This is a genomic window from Pseudidiomarina salinarum, from assembly GCF_000753715.1.
Lineage (GTDB): Bacteria > Pseudomonadota > Gammaproteobacteria > Enterobacterales > Alteromonadaceae > Pseudidiomarina > Pseudidiomarina salinarum.
Window position 1 is genome coordinate 508708 of the sequence record NZ_JPER01000001.1, and the last position, 16014, is coordinate 524721.

The 16014-nt window shown below is 54.1% G+C and carries 14 protein-coding genes and 1 pseudogene; 11 read left to right on the plus strand and 4 right to left on the minus strand.

From position 1 onward, the window contains the following. Window positions 1–59 precede the first annotated feature (59 nt). The 3 genes from IDSA_RS02360 to lolB are packed head-to-tail and all read right to left on the minus strand — an operon-like array spanning window position 60 to window position 2502. The gene (locus tag IDSA_RS02360; protein ID WP_126760535.1) at window positions 60–1007 is read right to left on the minus strand and encodes a ribose-phosphate pyrophosphokinase; all 948 of its coding nucleotides are present in this window, start codon (window positions 1005–1007) and stop codon (window positions 60–62) included. An 8-nt stretch (window positions 1008–1015) separates the two neighbouring features. Next, on the minus strand, window positions 1016–1885 hold the full coding sequence (ispE, locus tag IDSA_RS02365) for a 4-(cytidine 5'-diphospho)-2-C-methyl-D-erythritol kinase (RefSeq protein WP_034773911.1): 870 nt from the start codon (window positions 1883–1885) through the stop codon (window positions 1016–1018). Then, window positions 1873–2502, minus strand: a complete 630-nt coding sequence (gene lolB, locus IDSA_RS02370; RefSeq protein WP_034773912.1) for a lipoprotein insertase outer membrane protein LolB — start codon at window positions 2500–2502, stop codon at window positions 1873–1875. The genes ispE and lolB overlap by 13 nt, the downstream gene beginning before the upstream one ends. 98 nt (window positions 2503–2600) lie before the next feature. Between lolB and hemA the strand changes: the two genes are divergently transcribed. From hemA to IDSA_RS02420, 10 genes and pseudogenes are all read left to right on the plus strand, one after another. Further along, window positions 2601–3851 (plus strand): glutamyl-tRNA reductase, encoded by a 1251-nt coding sequence (gene hemA, locus IDSA_RS02375; protein WP_034773914.1) that lies wholly within the window; start codon window positions 2601–2603, stop codon window positions 3849–3851. Window positions 3852–3866: 15 nt separating this feature from the next. Next, the gene (prfA, locus tag IDSA_RS02380; protein WP_034774964.1) at window positions 3867–4955 is read left to right on the plus strand and encodes a peptide chain release factor 1; all 1089 of its coding nucleotides are present in this window, start codon (window positions 3867–3869) and stop codon (window positions 4953–4955) included. Between the two features lie 13 nt (window positions 4956–4968). Continuing rightward, on the plus strand, window positions 4969–5853 hold the full coding sequence (prmC, locus tag IDSA_RS02385) for a peptide chain release factor N(5)-glutamine methyltransferase (RefSeq protein ID WP_198024029.1): 885 nt from the start codon (window positions 4969–4971) through the stop codon (window positions 5851–5853). Then, window positions 5846–6355, plus strand: a pseudogene (locus tag IDSA_RS02390) (response regulator); the annotation flags it as partial. The gene prmC and the pseudogene IDSA_RS02390, both read left to right, overlap by 8 nt. Window positions 6356–6441: 86 nt before the next feature. Further along, window positions 6442–6819 (plus strand): SirB2 family protein, encoded by a 378-nt coding sequence (locus IDSA_RS02395; RefSeq protein ID WP_034773915.1) that lies wholly within the window; start codon window positions 6442–6444, stop codon window positions 6817–6819. 9 nt (window positions 6820–6828) lie between these two features. Beyond that, on the plus strand, window positions 6829–7632 hold the full coding sequence (locus tag IDSA_RS02400; RefSeq protein ID WP_034773916.1) for a SirB1 family protein: 804 nt from the start codon (window positions 6829–6831) through the stop codon (window positions 7630–7632). A 46-nt stretch (window positions 7633–7678) separates the two neighbouring features. Beyond that, window positions 7679–8929, plus strand: a complete 1251-nt coding sequence (locus IDSA_RS02405) for a DUF819 family protein (RefSeq protein ID WP_034773917.1) — start codon at window positions 7679–7681, stop codon at window positions 8927–8929. A gap of 44 nt (window positions 8930–8973) precedes the next feature. Continuing rightward, window positions 8974–9822: a 3-deoxy-8-phosphooctulonate synthase gene (kdsA, locus tag IDSA_RS02410; RefSeq protein WP_034774967.1), complete on the plus strand. Its 849-nt coding sequence runs from the start codon at window positions 8974–8976 to the stop codon at window positions 9820–9822. An 82-nt stretch (window positions 9823–9904) separates the two neighbouring features. Next, window positions 9905–10531, plus strand: a complete 627-nt coding sequence (gene psrA / locus IDSA_RS02415) for a TetR family transcriptional repressor PsrA (protein WP_034773919.1) — start codon at window positions 9905–9907, stop codon at window positions 10529–10531. A gap of 50 nt (window positions 10532–10581) precedes the next feature. Further along, on the plus strand, window positions 10582–12882 hold the full coding sequence (locus tag IDSA_RS02420) for an acyl-CoA dehydrogenase (protein WP_034773920.1): 2301 nt from the start codon (window positions 10582–10584) through the stop codon (window positions 12880–12882). A 19-nt stretch (window positions 12883–12901) separates the two neighbouring features. On the opposite strand, the gene ettA is transcribed toward IDSA_RS02420, so the two are convergent. Next, a complete protein-coding gene (gene ettA / locus IDSA_RS02425) occupies window positions 12902–14569 on the minus strand; it encodes an energy-dependent translational throttle protein EttA (RefSeq protein ID WP_034773922.1) in 1668 nt (555 codons plus the stop codon). A gap of 149 nt (window positions 14570–14718) precedes the next feature. Between ettA and glyA the strand changes: the two genes are divergently transcribed. Continuing rightward, the gene (gene glyA / locus IDSA_RS02430) at window positions 14719–15975 is read left to right on the plus strand and encodes a serine hydroxymethyltransferase (RefSeq protein WP_034773924.1); all 1257 of its coding nucleotides are present in this window, start codon (window positions 14719–14721) and stop codon (window positions 15973–15975) included. Window positions 15976–16014: the final 39 nt, after the last annotated feature.

Genomic DNA, 16014 nt, shown 5'->3' on the forward strand with positions numbered 1-16014 from the left:
CGACATGTACCTCGATTTCGAGGGCGCGGAATAGTAGCACCCGCACCGACAAAATTCAATCAATACTCGAACATTGCCGAGATAGATTCTTCGTTGCTGACCCGACGCAGTGCTTCAGAGAGCATACCGCTGAGGGTAAGCTGATGGACTTTATCCAGCGCTTTCATATCTTTGCTCAGCGGAATACTGTCGGTGACAACCACCTGGTCGATTTCTGAATCACGGATATTGGCGACCGCATTGCCGGAAAATACCGGATGCGTTGCATATGCGAAAACGCGGCGCGCGCCGTTGGATTTAAGTGCTTCCGCGGCCTTGCAAAGGGTGCCACCGGTATCAATCATATCGTCGACGATAATGCAGTCACGACCCTGAATGTCACCGATAATATGCATTACCTGAGATTCATTAGCGCGCGGACGACGCTTGTCGATAATAGCCAGGTCGATATCATTGAGCAGTTTAGCTATGGCCCGGGCCCGGACAACCCCGCCGATATCCGGCGATACCACGACCGGATTGTGGAAATCCTGCTGCCGCAGATGCTCAAGTAGCACCGGGCTACCAAATACGTTATCTACCGGCACATCGAAGAAACCCTGAATCTGTTCGGCGTGCAAATCAACAGTTAATACGCGATCGACACCAACGCTGGATAAAAAGTCAGCGACCACTTTCGCGGTAATAGGTACCCGGGCAGAACGTACCCGGCGATCCTGACGGGCATAACCGAAGTAAGGGATAACTGCGGTAATGCGGCCGGCTGAAGCGCGGCGCAGCGCGTCGACCATGACAATGAGTTCCATCAGGTTGTCATTGGTGGGGGCACAGGTTGACTGGATAATAAAAACATCCGAACCGCGGACGTTTTCATTCACCATGACGCTGATTTCGCCATCGCTGAAACGGCCTACGTCGGCATCACCGAGTTTGATGTAAAGCCGGTCGGCTATTTTCTGGGCGAGTTCTGGCACGGCATTGCCAGCGAAGAGCTTCATATCAGGCACACTAAACCTCAATCTTGGTTGGTCAGGTTCACAGTTGAAGCCTGCCGCAGTAGCTGGCAGACCGGGGATTCATTTATACCTTGAGCAACAAAACCTGTCCAACGGTCAGGCATTTGCTGCAATGCAGCATGCGCTTTCTGCTGACTGCTGAAGCGGCCAAAAATACAGGCGCCGGTGCCAGTCAGCCGCGCTGGCGCGTATTCTACCAACCAGTCAAGGGCATTGGCAACTTCAGGATAGAGTCGGCGGACCAGCAATTCACAGTCGTTGCGGGTATTTTCCCAGTTCCAGTCGTCAAGTTTCAGCGGCTGATGCTGCCGGGGCAGGTCAGGATGGCGGAAAATATCAGCGGTGGCAACGGCAATACCAGGATGTACGATCAGGTACCAGGCAGTCGGCGGGCGGGTGGGTCGTAACTGCTCACCAACCCCTTCGGCAAACGCAGCCTGACCGCCCAGGAACACCGGCACATCGGCACCCAGCTGGAGCCCCAGCTGCTGGAGTTGCCGGTCACTGATGTCCAGTTGCCAGAGCTGGCGTAATGCCAGCAAGGTGGTGGCCGCATCGGACGAGCCACCACCAAGACCGCCACCGTGGGGCAGGCGTTTTTCAAGGTGAATATTTGCGCCCGCGTTCGGTGCATAGCGTTCACGCAACAGATTGGCGGCTCTTACCACCAGGTTGTCGGTGCCAGCCAGAGCCTGAGTGCTACAGGTAAAGTCAATGCCAGCGGCGCGGCTGGTGGTGAAAGTAAGCTCATCGGCCTGATCGACAAACTGAAATAGCGTCTGCAGCAGGTGGTAACCGTCATCCCGGCGCCCGGTTATATGCAGGAACAAATTAAGTTTGGCCGGGGCTGGCAAGATTAGATCTGCCATTGCGTGATCCGTAATTTAATGCGCCAGGCCGGTGCCGACAGGTGAAAGTTATGAGGTAACTGCACGCCATCAACCGCTGCGTACTGGCTGAGACTGGCCTGCCACTGCTGGCCGGCTGCCTGTAGCTGATAGCTGCTCAGTAGCGCGAGTTCGTCCGGGGGCTGGCCGTGCAAAGTAAACTCACGGGCAGACATCCCCGGCAGTTGGCGGCCGAGCACCAGGTCGCGCATCAGATCAAGGGGTAAATCCAGTCCAAAATACTGGCTGAGCAGCTGTTGCGCCGAGGGGGCCTGCCAGGTCATGCCGTCTTCATCAGTAAGGGTCGCGCCAAGGGGCGATTGTTCGAGCCGGGCCAGCGTGCCTTTAAGCGGGTGCGATAAGCGCATCGACAAGGATGCCGGCGTTTGCTGCCAGTCAATATAAACGGCGTGGCGCTCGTCGGCGGTTAAGTCGAAAATAGCCAGCTGGCCGCGCAGGGTCCAGTCATCAAGCTGCGCCAGGTTAGCCTGGTGGCGCATGACAGCGGCTGCATCAACCGCTGTAGCCGGGGCTGTTACCGGAATGCTGGTACAGGCGGTTAAGCTCGCCAGAGCCAGCAGAAAAACCAAGATTTTCATACTTTCATCCAAACTGCGCCAAGCTTTTCATCATGCGGGCTTTCACGTACAATTGCCAGCGTTTCGCAGTAGCCAGGGGCTCATTCAATTCCGCTATTATGACCATTTTCGCACTCGGTGTTAACCATAAAACAGCTTCTGTTGCCTTACGGGAACGGGTGGCTTTCTCCGCTGAGCAGCTGCATCAGGCGTTGCCTGTGTTGCGCGAGCAAACCGGCGTGCAGGAAGCGGTCATTTTATCGACCTGTAACCGCACCGAATTATATTGTCATGGCCAGGCTTCGGCCGATGTGCTGCTGGCGTGGCTGGCGGATTACCACCAGTTACCGGTTGAGCAGTTGCAGGCGCACGCGTACAGCTATCAGGACAGTGAAGCTATAGCGCATCTGATGCGGGTGGCCAGCGGCCTGGATTCGCTGATTCTGGGCGAGCCGCAAATCCTCGGCCAGGTCAAGCAGGCCTATCAGTTTGCCAAAAATCAGGCGAGCGTCGGCGGCGTACTGGAACGCTTATTTCAGAATACCTTCCGGGTAGCAAAAACTGTGCGTAACGAAACCCGGGTGGGCGAGAATGCTGTATCCGTGGCCTTTGCGGCGGTTAATCTGGCCCGTCATATTTTTGCGCAGCTGAATAATGCGCGGGTGCTGCTGGTGGGCGCGGGTGATACCGCCGAACTGGTGGCACAGCACCTTACTGAACAGGGTGTACAACAACTGATGGTGGCTAACCGGACGCTGGAGCGGGCCGAAGCGGTTGCCAGTCAGTTTGGTGGGCAGGCCCATACGCTGGGCGAACTCCCCGAATTACTGCCGCAGGCAGATATTGTTATCAGTTCAACTGCCAGCACCCTGCCAATCATTGGCAAGGGGCTGGTTGAAAGTGCCTTACGTAAGCGCCGCCGACAACCTATGCTGTTAATCGATCTGGCGGTACCGCGGGATATTGAAGCTGAGGTTAATGATCTCAACGACGCCTATCTGTATACCGTTGATGATCTGCAGGGCATTATTACCGAAAATATTAAGAACCGTGAAGACGCCGCCGCCGAGGCCCAGCATATTATCGCCGAGCAAACGGAAGCCTTCGTGGCCTGGCTCCGTAGCCTGAATCACGTGGATTTGATCAGGGATTTTCGCGCCCGAACCGAAGCCATGGCAACCGAACAGTTGCTGCGGGCGCAGAGCCAGCTGGCTGCGGGGAAGGCTTCGGAGGATGTATTGCAGGAATTAACCCAACGGCTGACCCGGCAGTTTTTGCACACACCGACCCGTATTATACGTACCGCTGGGGCTGATGGTGACTACATCACGCTGGCGGTATTTAAACAATTTAATGCTGATGAAGAATAAGGTTTCCGCTTAATGATGAATAGCTCGATTACCCGTAAGCTGGAAGGTTTACTGGAGCGTTATGAAGAAATTCAGCACCTGTTGAGTGATCCGCAGGTGATTGCTGATCAGAATAAATTTCGCAGCTTATCGCGGGAATATTCGCAGCTGGAAGAAGTGGTGAAATGCTTTACGACCTATCAGCAGGTACAGAGTAATGCCGAGGCAGCGCGTGAAATGATGCAGGAAGATGATCCTGAGATGCGCGAAATGGCGGCGGCAGAGTTAGCGGAAAGCGAAGCACAGCAGGAACAACTGGCGCAGGAGTTACAAGTGCTCTTGTTGCCCCGGGATCCGAATGACGACCGGCCTTGTTATCTGGAGATCCGCGCCGGTGCCGGTGGCGATGAAGCCGCTATTTTTGCCGGCGATTTGTTCCGCATGTATGGCCGCTATGCCGAACAGTATGGCTGGAAGGTCAGTATTGTGGGTGCCAGCGAGGGCGAGCACGGCGGTTATAAAGAACTGATAGCCCATATATCCGGCGATGGCGCTTACGGTAAGCTGAAGTTTGAATCCGGTGGTCACCGGGTGCAGCGGGTGCCGGAAACTGAATCCCAGGGCCGGGTTCATACCTCCGCCTGTACGGTGGCCGTATTGCCGGAAGTCCCGGAAGCTGAGGCGATTGAAATTAATCCGGCCGATCTCAGAGTCGACACCTACCGCGCCTCGGGCGCCGGTGGTCAGCACGTTAACCGGACTGATTCAGCGATCCGCATCACCCATATTCCGTCGGGTTTTGTGGTGGAATGTCAGGATGAGCGCAGTCAGCATAAAAACCGGGCGAAGGCCATGTCGGTGCTGCAGGCGCGTCTGCAGCAAGCGGCTGAGGATAAGCGTACCCAGGAGGAGCAATCTACTCGCCGTAGCCTGGTGGGCAGTGGCGATCGCTCCGAGCGGATCCGAACCTATAACTATCCCCAGGGGCGGGTCAGTGATCATCGCATCAATCTGACTCTGTACCGTCTTGACGAAGTGCTGGCTGGATCGCTGGATCTGATTCTGGAGCCGATTATCCAGGAACATCAGGCCGACCAACTGGCGGCGCTGTCGGAAAACCAATAATGGAAAATCAGCAATGTCTGCGCCGGTAATGAGCATCGCCGAGGCTGTGGTGATGGCAGAGGCCGAGCTCGCTGCCAGCGACACACCGCGGCTTGATGCTGAAGTGCTGCTGGCCCACAGTGTGCAGAAAAGCCGGACTTATCTGCACACCTGGCCCGAGCGGGCGCTGAGCGCTGAGCAATACACGGCCTTCAGAGCCCTGGTTGAACGCCGTGCTGACGGGGAGCCGGTCGCTCATCTCACCGGTAGCCGTGAATTCTGGTCGTTGCCTTTGATGGTCAACGACACCACCCTGATACCCCGGCCTGATACTGAGATCTTTATCGAACAGGCGTTAGCTTTGCCGCTACCGGCGAACGCCCGGGTGTTGGATCTGGGTACCGGCACTGGCGCTATTGCGTTAGCGCTGAAGAGCGAACGACCGGACTGGATCATTGATGCTACAGATCAGTCTGCCGCGGCGGTCACGCTGGCGCAGGCCAATGCCCGCCAACTCGAACTGGCAATCCGGGTATGGCAGAGCAACTGGTTTGCCGCAGTGCCAGCTACCGATAAATACCACCTGATTGTCAGCAACCCGCCTTATATCGCGGCAGACGATGTTCACCTGCAGCAAGGGGATGTCCGGTTTGAACCACGTTCAGCACTGGTGGCCGACGCTGACGGGCTGGCTGATCTGCAGTATCTCGTTGAAGCGGCTCGTGGCTATTTGCATGATGGCGGCTATTTGCTGCTTGAGCATGGCTGGCAGCAGGGTGAGGCGGTGCGCAGCCTGCTGGCGGAAAATGGCTACCAGCAGGTTCATACCTGGCGTGATTATGGTAATCTGGATCGAATTAGTCAGGGTTTATATCGACAACCCGAAGCCGCAGAGGGTGGAATCACAGGTCATGAATAATGATTTTCTGTTTGCCGATGAGCAGGATGCACAACCAACCGCACCCGCTATGGTCAGCGGCGAGCGCTGGAAAGTACTGATTGTGGACGATGAAAAAGAAGTGCATGCGGTAACCCGGCTGGCATTGATGGAACTGACCTTTGAGGGACGCGGGCTGGATTTTCTCAGCGCCTATTCGCGCCAGGAAGCCGAACAGCTGGTCATGGAACATAAGGACCTGGCCCTGGTACTGCTTGATGTGGTGATGGATACCGATGACGCCGGTTTGAAGGTGGCTAAATTTATCCGCGAACAGGCTAAGAACCAGCACGCCCGCATTATTCTGCGCACCGGTCAGCCCGGTCAGGCGCCTGAGCGCTACGTGGTCATTAACTACGATATCAATGATTATAAAGCGAAAACTGAATTGACCTCACAAAAGCTGTTTACTTGTGTGATGTCGGCTTTGCGCTCATACCGCGATATAATCCGGGTCGACGCTGCCCGTAAAGCAGCGGAACAAAAATTACAGCAGGTGTTTGAACAATTAGAACAAAATCATCCGGAGATTTACCAACGGATCAAATCAACCTTAAGTAAGGAATAATAATGCTCTCTTATACCGCTCTCAAACATATGCACGTGATGTTCGTGCTGCTTAGTGTCAGCCTGTTTGTGCTGCGCTTCTTTTGGGTTTCGTGCGGCTCGGCTATCGCCAGCAAAAAGTGGGTCAAAGTCGTCCCTCACATTATTGATACCTTATTGCTGTTAACTATTATCGGGCTGCTGCTGCATCTGGCGCAATGGCCGTGGGAAACCGCCTGGTTAGCAAACAAATTACTGGGGCTGCTGGGTTATATTGGCTTTGGTCTGATGGCAATGAAAGCGCCCACCTTCCGGCTGCGAATCGCCGGCTTTATTATTGCGCTGGGCTGGATTGGCTTTTTATTCCACGTGGCGTTCAGCAAACAAGCCCTTATTGGCTGACAGAGGTTTATGCATTTTTCTTATTTAGAGCATGTCGATCGTGAAGTGCTGCCTACCATTGAAATTTTGTGGGAAGTGAGCCGGGCGTTTCATAGCGATAGTGATCGCTATGTAGCGGACTATTATCAGCTGCTCAGTGAAACGGCAGAGGCAACGGCTGAGCATACCGGAGTAGACCGGCTGCAGGCTCTGATCGATCGTTTCTACTTTACCTTAGGCTTCAGTGATGCGCCCGAACCCGTAGCGGGTAGCAAGCGCATTTTGCTGGATCGGGTGATCAGCTTGCGTACCGGGCTGCCGGTTAGCCTCGCATTGCTGCTGCAAGAAGCTGGCGCTTACGCCGGCTTGCCGCTTGAAGTGGTCGATTTTCCCGGGTATCCGTTATTACGCTTTGACTGGCAACAGCAAAGCTACTTTGTCGACCCGCTGAATGGCGAGCTGCTGGAGAACCGGCAGGTAGAAGAACGTTTTATCGACGTAACTGAGGATGCTCTGGATTTTTCCTGGGACATGATCGAGATTGCCGACCAAAAGTCAGTGCTGGTGCGTTATCTGACCGAGCTCAAGCACGCCTTTATTAATGATCTTGAGTTTGCCAATGCGCTGACAGTGGTGCATATGATCCTGACAATTCTGCCTGATGACCCGTACGAGATCCGGGATCGGGGTTATGTACTGGAAGAACTCGACTGTCAGCGCGCAGCGGTTGACGACTACCAGTATTTTGTCGAACAATGCCCGGATGATCCAAGTGCGCAGTTATTGCGCCTGCAATTAGAAACCTGGGCAACACCGCAGCATACCCTGCATTAGCAGTCGGCGGTGTCGTAACCATAATAATAAAAAATAAGGGGTCTTTGTGGAAACCACAGCTCTGATAACCAACGACGGTATTATTTTCGGTATTCTCACTGTTATTCTGGGCGCGATTTTTTATACTCAGCGCAGTGAGGCCACATTCTGGCAAAAGTTTTATAAATGGGTGCCGGCGCTGCTGCTGTGCTATTTCATACCCTCACTGCTCAATACCTTCAACATTGTCGACGGCACCACCACAGCAATTTATCCGCTGGTTATGAGCTATTTGTTGCCGGCCTGTCTGGTGTTGCTCACCCTGAGCCTGGACCTGAAATCAATTGTCCGTTTAGGCCCTAAACTGCTGATTCTGTTTCTTACCGGTACCGTGGGGATCGTCATCGGCGGACCGATTGCACTGTTGCTGGTGTCGGTGGTATTTCCTGAAATGTTAGGTGGCGCCGGACCTGATGCCGTCTGGCGGGGCATGACCACCATCGCGGGTAGCTGGATCGGCGGCGGCGCCAACCAGGCGGCGATGAAAGAAGTTTATGAAGTGGGTGGCAATATTTTCTCGGCGATGGTTACCGTCGATATTATCGTGGCGAATCTGTGGATGGCGGTGCTGCTGTACATGGCGGCCAATAATGAGCGGATCGATAAACGCACCGGCGCCAACACCAAGGCTATAGAAGATATCAAAGTGCTGATGGAGCACTATGAAAGCGAGCACCGGCGCGAGGCTAAACTGCCTGACCTGGTATTTATTATGGCGGTGGCCTTTGGTGTCACCGCTATCGCCCACTTTGGCTCAGACGTGCTGGCGCCATATATTGGCGCTAATATGCCAACGCTGGTGGACTTCAGCCTGGATAAGAAATTCTTCTGGCTGATAGTGATTGCCACGACGCTGGGTGTGGCCTTGTCATTCACTCCGGTGCGTAAGCTTGAAGGCGTGGGTGCGTCCAAGTTTGGTTCGCTGTTTGTCTATATTCTGGTGGCGACCATCGGCCTGCATATGGATGTCAGTAAGATTGTTGAAGTGCCTAAATACTTCTTAATTGGCGCTGTCTGGATGATCATTCACGCCAGCCTGATGCTGTTGGTCGCTAAGTTACTGAAAGCGCCGGTGTTTTACATGGCGGTGGGCAGTCAGGCCAACGTTGGCGGTGCCGCTTCGGCCCCAGTGGTGGCTTCGGCATTTCATCCGTCGCTGGCGCCGGTTGGGGTGTTGCTGGCGGTATTCGGTTATGCACTTGGCACCTATATGGCCTATATTTGTGGGCAGATTCTCCGCGTTGTGGCTGGTCAGTAGATGCCGGCCCTTAGCTTATAGCGAACAGACAGGGATTTGATGTGATTAATACGCAGATTATTAAAGTTGGTGATGTGCAGGTGGGCAACCAGCTGCCATTTGTTCTTTTCGGTGGCATGAATGTGCTGGAATCGCGCGATCTCGCTATGCGTATCGCCGAACACTATGTGGAAGTGACCAACAAACTGGGTATTCCTTACGTATTTAAAGCATCCTTTGATAAAGCTAACCGCTCATCAATCCATTCGTACCGTGGTCCTGGTCTGGATAAGGGGCTGGAGATATTTGCCGAAATTAAATCCACCTTTAACATCCCGGTTATTACCGATGTGCATGAGCCGCACCAGGCCGCGCCAGTCGCGGAAGTGGCGGACATCATTCAGTTGCCGGCGTTTCTGGCCCGGCAGACGGATCTGGTGGTTGCAATGGCCCAGACCGGGGCCGTTATCAATGTGAAAAAGCCGCAGTTTCTGGCGCCTCACGAAATGCGTCACATTCTGAAAAAATTCGGCGAGGCAGGAAACCGTCAGGTCATTCTCTGTGAACGGGGCAGCAGCTTTGGTTATAACAACCTGGTAGTCGATATGCTGGGTATGGATGAGATGAAGCAAATGGCGCCGGTCATGTTTGATGCCACCCATGCGTTACAGAAGCCGGGCGGCCGCGAAGATTCGGCCGGTGGCCGTCGCGCCCAGGCCACAGTGCTGGCTCGTTCGGGTATGGCGTTGGGTCTGGCTGGTTTATTCATTGAAGCCCATCCGGATCCGGATCACGCGAAATGTGATGGTCCCTGTGCCTTGCCGCTGGACAAGCTGGAACCTTATCTGCAGCAGATGCAGGCGCTGGATCAGCTGGTTAAATCATTTTCACCGCTTAACACGGAAGCCAGTTAATCCACACATCACTTGCGCAAGCCAGGCACATGCATTAGATTAAAACAGATGTTTTAAATGGATGTTCTAAACGGCTGAATCTATGGCAAAGCGCTTAACGACCAAAGAAAAAATCCTCAACGCTGCTGAAGCTTTGTTCGCTGAACAAGGCTTCGAGCAAACGTCATTGCGGCAAATCACCGCCGAAGCCGAAGTGAACCTGGCTTCGGTGAACTATCATTTCGGCTCGAAAAAGGCGCTGATTCAGGCGGTCATGGCCCGTTATCTGGAAGTATTCATGCCAGCCCTGGACCGCGAACTGGCAGCGCTGCAACAACAGCACCAAATCACTACGCTGGCAGTTTTTAATTGTTTTCGTGAGCCGTTGCGCGAGCTGTCAGCTGTGCGCAAGCATGGCCCCACCTTATTTCTGAGCTTGCTGGGTTTCGCTTATGCGGAAATCCAGGGGCATTTGCGCCGTTATACTATGGATAACTTTGGCGCTGTCATGCAACGGCTGATGGCCGTGCTGCATACCGCCAATCCGCAACTCAGTCCGGTCGATATGTTCTGGCGATTACATTTTGTGCTGGGTGCGACTGTTTTCGCCCAAGTATCGGGCCCGGCGTTACGGGAAATTGCAGCCGCGGATTTTGGCGAGCGGGTGCGTGCGGACCAGATTATCGATAAATTGATTCCGTTTTTGGCAGGCGGCATGAATGCATCCTAAACTAGGGTGACATGGCACGCCGCTGCTCCACGAAAAAAAGTAGGTGAATTATGGAAATCCTGATTCTTATTATTGTTCTTCTGGTGCTGCTGTTCGCGGTCGCTGAAATCCGCCGCAGCCTGATAAGCCGGCCGGTACTGGCGTTATTCAAGCGCGTATTACCACCGCTCTCAGATACTGAGCGTGAGGCGATGCAATCGGGTGATACCTGGTGGGACGCGGATCTGTTCAGTGGCCGCCCTGACTGGCATGAATTCCACAAAATAGCGGCGCCGACGTTCACCGATAAAGAACAAGCCTTTATTGATAACCAGCTGGAAACCCTGCTGGGCATGATCAATGACTTTAAAATTGTCCAGCAAGACCGCGATTTACCGCCTGAAATCTGGGACTTTCTGCGTACCGAAAAATTCTTCGCAATGACCATCAGCGAAGATTTTGGCGGGCTGGCTTTCTCGCCGGCGGCGAACTCACATATTGTGTCACGTATTGCCTCACGCTCAATTAGCGTAGCGGTTACGGTGATGGTGCCAAATTCACTGGGTCCGGGTGAGTTGTTAACCCACTATGGTACCGATGAACAGAAGAAATACTGGCTGCCACGGCTGGCCAATGGCACCGATATCCCCTGTTTTGCGCTGACCGGTACTGAAGCCGGCTCGGATGCCGGAGCCATTCCTGATACCGGTATTATCTGTAAAGGTGAGCACGAGGGTGAGGAAGTCACCGGTATCCGGCTGAACTGGGACAAGCGTTATATTACCCTGGCGCCGGTGGCAACGGTGCTCGGACTGGCATTTAAGCTTTATGATCCCGATGGCTTAATCGGCGATAAAGAAGACCTGGGTATTACCTGCGCCTTGATTCCGGTGAAGCATAAAGGGGTGAAAACCGGCGATCGCCACTTGCCGCTGGATCAGGCATTTATGAACGGCACCACCACTGGCAAGGATGTGTTTATTCCGCTGGACTGGATAATTGGTGGTCAGGACTACGCGGGCAAAGGCTGGCGTATGCTGATGGAGTCGTTATCTGCCGGTCGGGGTATTTCGTTACCGGCGCTGGCTACCGCGACCGGCCATGTCGCGCAGCGTATGACCGGCGCCTACGGTTACGTGCGGCAGCAGTTTGGCCTGCCAATCGGTAAGTTCGAAGGCGTACAGGCCGCCATGGGGACTATTGGCGGAACCAATTATATTCTTGAATCCATGCGGCGGCTGACCCTGACGGCTCTTTGTGAAGGCAAAAGCCCGTCGGTGATCACCGCTATGACCAAATACCATATGACTGAAATGGGTCGCACGGTGATGGATCGCGCCATGGATGTGCATGCTGGTAAGGGTATTCAGCTGGGGCCGAAAAATTATCTGGGTCACGGTTATATTGCCATGCCGATCTCAATTACCGTTGAGGGCGCAAACATTCTTACCCGCAGCCTGATTATCTTCGGGCAGGGCGCAATCCGTTGTCATCCCTATGTGCTAAAAGAAATGGAAGCGGCTAACAATCCGGATGAAGAAGCGGCACTGCGCGAATTTGACAGCTTGTTGATGAAACATCTGCGCTTTACCACGGCCAATGTATTCAGCAGCCTGTGGATGGGTCTGACCGGTGCTCGTTTTAATGGCAGCCCGGTTAGCGGCTTCACCGCGCGCTACTATCAGCAACTGACGCGGATGAGCCGGACCCTGGCGCTGGTCTCAGATTTTGCCATGTTGTCGCTGGGCGGTGACCTGAAGCGCAAAGAAATGCTGTCCGCGCGCTTAGGTGATGTGCTGAGTCATTTGTATATGGCCTCAGCGGTACTTAAACGCTATGAGGATGAAGGGCGGCAGAAGGGCGATATCGCTTTTGTCGAGTATGCGCTGGATTACCATCTGCATGCCATCGGCGAAGCTTTCCGCGGCTTTTACGCCAACTTCCCGAACCGGATCCTGGCCTGCGCATTGCGCCTGATATCCTTCCCCTGGGGGATACGTTTCAGCCCGCCGGCGGATCGCAGCTATCAGGATATTGCTGATTTGATGATGGAGCCGGGCGTGAACCGTGATCGGCATACCTTTCTCTGTTACTGGAAAGATGACAGTGACGATATGACCGGCCATATGGAACTGGCTTTCCAGGCCATGCATGAGCACGCTGAACTTTATAAACGCATTCGTAAAGCTATTAAACGGGGCGATATTGCCGAGGATCTGAATGGCGATAACCTGGTTAAAGCGGCGCGTAAAGCTGAGGTGATTAGTGCCGAGGAAGCGAAAGCGCTGAAAACCGCTGAGAAGCTCCGGGTCTCAGCTATCGGTGTGGATAGCTTCAAACCCGGCGCTCTGGAAAAAAACAAGTTCTTCTGAAGCGGCCGCAGCCGACGCGCTACACGCCAATAGGCTTGTAGCGTGTGCGGTGCGGTTCCATGGCTTGTTCGCCGTGGGTTTTCTTCATGTACTCTTCGTAATCGCTGTAATTCCCTTCATAGAAGTTCACTTTGCCACCGTCCCGGTAATCGAGGATGTGGGTTGCAATACGATCCAGGAACCAACGGTCATGCGATATCACCATAGCTGAACCCGGAAATTCGAGTAGAGCCTCTTCCAGGGCCCGCAGGGTTTCAACGTCCAGGTCGTTGGTTGGTTCATCAAGCAGCAACAGGTTGCCGCCGGCCTTCAGCAGCTTGGCCAGGTGTACCCGGTTGCGTTCACCGCCGGATAATTCGCCGATCCGTTTTTGCTGATCATTACCACGGAAGTTAAAGCGGCCAACATAAGCGCGGCTGTTCACTTCGAAATTGCCGATGCGGATAACGTCCTGGCCATCGGAAACTTCCTGCCAGATAGTATTCGTATCCACCATGTCATCGCGGAACTGGGCAACACTGGCAAGCTGTACGGTATCACCGAGTTCAATGGTACCGGCATCAGGTTGCTCTTCACCGGTAAGCATTCTGAACAGGGTCGATTTACCAGCACCGTTGGGTCCGATAATGCCGACGATAGCGCCTTTCGGCACGGTAAAGGTCAAATCATCAATCAGCATACGGCCTGAGTACGCCTTGACCAGGTTGTTGACCTCGACCACTTTTTCACCCAGGCGCGGGCCGGGTGGAATAAACAGCTCATTGGTTTCGTTACGCTTCTGATAATCGCTGTTCTGCAGTTCTTCGAAGCGGGCCATCCGCGCCTTGCTTTTCGCCTGACGCCCTTTCGGGTTGGTGCGTACCCATTCCAGCTCTTGCTTAATGCTGCGCTGGCGGCCACGCTCCTGCTTCTCTTCCTGCTCCAGCCGCTTATCTTTCTGCTCCAGCCAGGATGAATAGTTGCCCTGCCACGGAATGCCATAGCCGCGGTCCAGTTCCAGAATCCAGCCAGCCACATTGTCCAGGAAGTAGCGGTCGTGGGTAATGGCTACCACGGTACCGTCATAGTCATGCAGGAACTGTTCAAGCCAGGCCACGGATTCGGCATCAAGGTGGTTGGTCGGCTCATCGAGTAGCAGCATATCCGGGCGGCTTAACAGCAGTCGGCAGATGGCTACCCGGCGGCGTTCACCACCAGACAGTAATTTGATTTTGGCGTCCCATGGCGGCAGGCGCAGGGCATCCGCGGCGCGCTCCAGGGTATTATCCAGGTTATGGCCATCGCGTGCCTGCAACAGGGCTTCGAGTTCGCCCTGCTGTTTGGCCAGAGCGTCAAAGTCGGCATCTTCTTCGGCATAGGCGGCATATATGGCATCAAGCTTTGCCAGTGCATCTTTCACGTCGGCAACGGCTTCTTCAACCACTTCGCGGACGGATTTGTTTTCATCAAGCTGCGGTTCCTGTTCCAGGTAACCGATCTGAATGCCTGCCAGCGGCCGGGCCTCGCCGTCGATTTCTTTATCGACGCCCGCCATGATCCGCAATAAAGTCGATTTACCCGAACCGTTCAGGCCCAGCACACCGATTTTGGCGCCGGGATAAAACGACAGGGAAATATCCTTAAGGATGGTCTTTTTCGGCGGGACCACTTTGGAGACCCGTGACATGGAATAGATATATTGAGCCATAACTGCAAGCATTCCTTAGTGAGGCATAATTTCAGGCTGCTATTTTAACCCTGAAGTTGGCGCGAACCCAAGTATATTGGTAAACTACGCCGCATATATTTCCCTTTACTTGCTGTCACCCCCGGCAGCCGACGAAGGCAGGAGCCCTCATGTTAAAACGTGAAATGAATATCGCTGAGTATGATGCTGATCTGTGGCAGGCAATGACTGACGAAGCTCAGCGTCAGGAAGAACATATTGAACTGATCGCTTCCGAAAATTATACCAGCCCACGGGTACTGCAGGCGCAGGGTTCACAACTGACCAACAAATATGCTGAAGGTTATCCGCACAAGCGCTATTACGGCGGCTGTGAATTCGTTGATGTGGTAGAAGATCTGGCGATTGAGCGGGCGAAAAAACTATTTGGCGCCAAATATGCCAACGTGCAGCCCCATGCCGGCTCACAGGCGAATTCAGCGGTGTTCCTGGCATTATTGAGTGCCGGCGATACGGTACTGGGCATGAGCCTGGCCCACGGCGGGCATTTAACCCACGGCTCGTCGGTAAACTTCTCCGGTAAACTGTATAACGCGATTCAGTACGGTCTGGATGAAAGCACCGGTGAAATCGATTATGCCGAAGTTGCATCACTGGCACGCGAACATAAGCCAAAAATGATCGTGGCAGGGTTCTCTGCCTACTCAGGGATTGTTGACTGGGCGAAGTTCCGCGAGATCGCCGACGAAGTGGGTGCCTACCTGCTGGTGGATATGGCGCATGTAGCGGGATTAGTCGCCGCCGGTCTGTATCCGAATCCGGTTCCTTACGCCGATGTGGTCACCACCACCACGCATAAGACCCTGGCCGGCCCGCGCAGCGGTCTGATTTTGTCCGGCAGTGACGATGAAGCCCTGCATAAGAAACTCAACAGTGGCGTGTTTCCCGGCAGCCAGGGTGGCCCGCTGTGTCATGTGATCGCGGCTAAGGCGGTGGCGTTTAAAGAAGCCATGGAGCCAGAATTCAAAGCGTATCAGCAGCAGGTACTGGATAACGCCAATACCATGGTGCAGGTGATGCAGTCGCGCGGCTATAAGATTGTGTCCGGCGGCACCAAAAATCATTTATTCCTGGTGGACTTAATCGATAAAGATATTACCGGCAAAGACGCTGATGCGGCGCTGGGACGGGCTTATATTACCGTGAACAAAAACTCGGTGCCGAATGATCCGCGTTCGCCTTTTGTTACCTCGGGCCTGCGTCTGGGAACCCCGGCAATTACCCGTCGCGGTTTTAAGCAGGCCGAAGCCGAGCAGGTGGCTAACTGGATCTGTGATGTGCTTGATAATATCAACGATGAAAGTGTGATTGAGTCAGTGCGTGAACAAGTTAAGGCGCTGTGCAAGCGTTTTCCGGTTTATGCCTGATAATGAATGCCTGAAGCTGAAAGCCTAGAGAAGGATAAC